Source organism: Pseudomonas sp. BS-2016 (assembly GCF_001806145.1).
GTDB classification, from domain to species: Bacteria; Pseudomonadota; Gammaproteobacteria; order Pseudomonadales; family Pseudomonadaceae; genus Aquipseudomonas; species Aquipseudomonas lundensis.
Genome location: NZ_MLCT01000178.1, coordinates 1 through 2,327, shown reverse-complemented (window position 1 = coordinate 2,327; position 2,327 = coordinate 1). Strand labels below are relative to the sequence as shown.

Sequence of the window (2,327 nt, the reverse complement as noted above, 5' to 3'; positions counted from 1 at the left end):
GGGCAGTAGAATTGCTCGGTCGGTTGGGAACGCGTGATTATTCTTCGGATGCTTGTACGAATTCGATCAGTCCGCTCTGTTCCCATCGTAGGGCAATTCGTTTCAGGGAACAGGCGGTCGGATGCAAGCGTTACTGAGGGCTGGAACGCCCAGTCATTTCCCGTGCCATTTCGGTGGCGTAGCTGTCGGTCATACCGGCAATGAAGTCGATCATTCGCAGGAACGAGGCGTGCAGTGGCCAGGCGGGGTCCGGCGCGCTGTTGCCCAGCAAATCGAGAATGCGCCGATTCTTGAACGACGGTGTTCGCCCGCCATGTTGTTCAAGGGCCGCGCCGCAGAACGCGTTCAGCAGGATTTCCAAGGTGGTGTAAGCGCCGATTTCATGCAATGTCTTGCGCTTGTCCTGGAAAATTTTCTTGCGCGCCATGTCTTTGGCATCCAGCACGCAGCGCTTTGCCGGGCCGTGCATATGCTCCACCAGGTCTCCCTGCAGCGTGCCGGCCAGCAGGGCGTCCTGCTGTTCGACAAACGCCTGCGCAGCCGCATTGGTCAGGTGCTCGATGGCTTTGCCACGCAGGATCGCCAGCTTGCGTCGGCGAGAGTCCAATGGGCCCAGCTGGCGATAGGTTTGTGGCAGGTCATCACCGACCAGGTCGAGCAACAACGACTCCACTTCGCTGTACTGCAGAAGCTCCATTTCCAGGCCATCTTCCAGGTCGATCAACGCGTAGCAGATGTCGTCGGCTGCCTCCATCAGGTAGACGAGCGGGTGACGCGCCCACCGTTGTTCCTCTAACTGGGGCAAGCCAAGCTTGTGGGCGATCTGCTCAAGAATTGGCAACTCGCTCTGGTAACAGCCGAACTTGTGTTTCTTGTAGCCCAGCGAGTCGGCGTGACGGGCAGTCCAGGGGTATTTGAGGTACGTGCCCAAGGTGGCGTAGGTCAGCCGCGTGCCGCCGTCGAACTGGTGGTATTCAAGTTGGGTGAGTACCCGAAAGCCCTGGGCATTGCCTTCGAAGTTAAGGAAGTCATTGCGTTCGGCGCTGCTCATGCCATCCAGCCAACCTCGCCCGGCGGCCTGTTGGAACCAGTGGCGAATGGCGTCTTCGCCGGAATGCCCGAATGGCGGGTTGCCGATGTCATGGGCCAGGCAGGCCGATTGCACCACCATGCCCAGGTCGCTGGGGTCGCACCAGTCGGGCAGGGCGCTGCGCAGGGTTTCGCCCACGCGCATGCCGAGTGAGCGCCCCACGCAGCTGACTTCCAGGGAGTGGGTCAAGCGTGTGTGGATATGGTCGTTGCTCGAAACCGGATGCACTTGGGTCTTGCGTCCCAGGCGCCGGAATGCGCCGGAGAAAATAATGCGGTCGTGATCTTTGTGGAAGGGGCTGCGGCCCAGTTCTTCAGGGCTGTGCAGGGGTTTTCCAAGACGTTCGCGGGTTAGCAGGGTGGGCCAATCCAAGGCGCAGGCTCTCCGTAGTGTGAATGACAGTTCCAGCTTCCCGGTTCGGCCTTCAAGGGCAGGCGAATCCAGCGGTCGGCCGCGTCGGTATCAATTAACAGGCAGCGCAAAAAACCGCAATGACCAGCAGGTGTCTGGTCATTGCGGTCATCGGCTCACGAGGGTCAGCTTTTGCGCGAAGAGCCTTGCATGGCCAACTTGATCAGGGGGATCAAGCCGGCACCCAGCCGCACCAGGCGCGTGATGCTGCTGATACTGCCGCCCTTGGCGCCCTTGCCGGTAAAGAAGCCCATCAGCGTAACCGCCGCCACGCCCCACAACGGCGCGTGCTTGATGCCCAGGCTGTCCTGCCAGTTGTGGCGCATGTTGCGCATTTTGTGCAGGGGCGCCATGAGTTGTTGGGACTCATGACGGATTTCCTGGCGGTGCATTTCCATGCGCAGGCGAATCAAGGCTTTGCGCATTTCCCGGCGAGAAGTATTTTGCGGGATCTCAGTCATGCTCATGGCAGCAGGCGCTCCCGGTCATTGGCCAGTTCTTCAAGCGTGGCGTGGAAGGGCGTTGACTCATCGAATACCGCCGCCTTCAAGCGCACACCGCAGAACGCAGCGGCCAGGCTGTAGAACACGCAGAGGCAGATGATGCCGGTCAGGCGGTAGCCCGTGTCCCACACCAGGATCATCACCAGCGTCGACAACCCCACCAGCAACAGCAGGGCAAACACCAACGCCAGGCCGGCAAACAGCAACAGGCTGACGGTACGGGCCTTTTGCTCTTGTAATTCAATGCCGAACAACTCGACATGACTGTGCAGCAAGCCCAGCACAGCTGCGCCCAGGCGTCGGGAAGTTGAACCGCTTGCTGA

Annotated in this window: 3 protein-coding genes; all 3 read right to left on the bottom strand. The window is 60.3% G+C overall.

What is annotated here, in order from left to right; all coding sequences use genetic code 11:
• Positions 1 to 130: 130 nt before the first annotated feature.
• Positions 131 to 1,462 carry a deoxyguanosinetriphosphate triphosphohydrolase gene (locus tag BKD70_RS23510; RefSeq protein WP_034127162.1) on the bottom strand — a complete coding sequence of 444 codons (1,332 nt, stop codon included), beginning with the start codon at positions 1,460 to 1,462 and terminating at the stop codon, positions 131 to 133.
• Between the two features lie 164 nt (positions 1,463 to 1,626).
• Entirely contained in the window at positions 1,627 to 1,968 is a 342-nt protein-coding gene (locus tag BKD70_RS23505) for a hypothetical protein (RefSeq protein ID WP_034127163.1), read from the bottom strand.
• The coding region (locus tag BKD70_RS23500; protein WP_256543276.1) for a phage holin family protein at positions 1,965 to 2,327 on the bottom strand (363 nt) is incomplete at its 5' end. The genes BKD70_RS23505 and BKD70_RS23500, both read right to left, overlap by 4 nt.

Excerpts from the sequence above, each read along its gene's own strand:
- BKD70_RS23505 (WP_034127163.1), bottom strand. The coding sequence starts at position 1,968 with ATGAGCATGACTGAGATCCCGCAAAATACTTCTCGCCGGGAAATGCGC.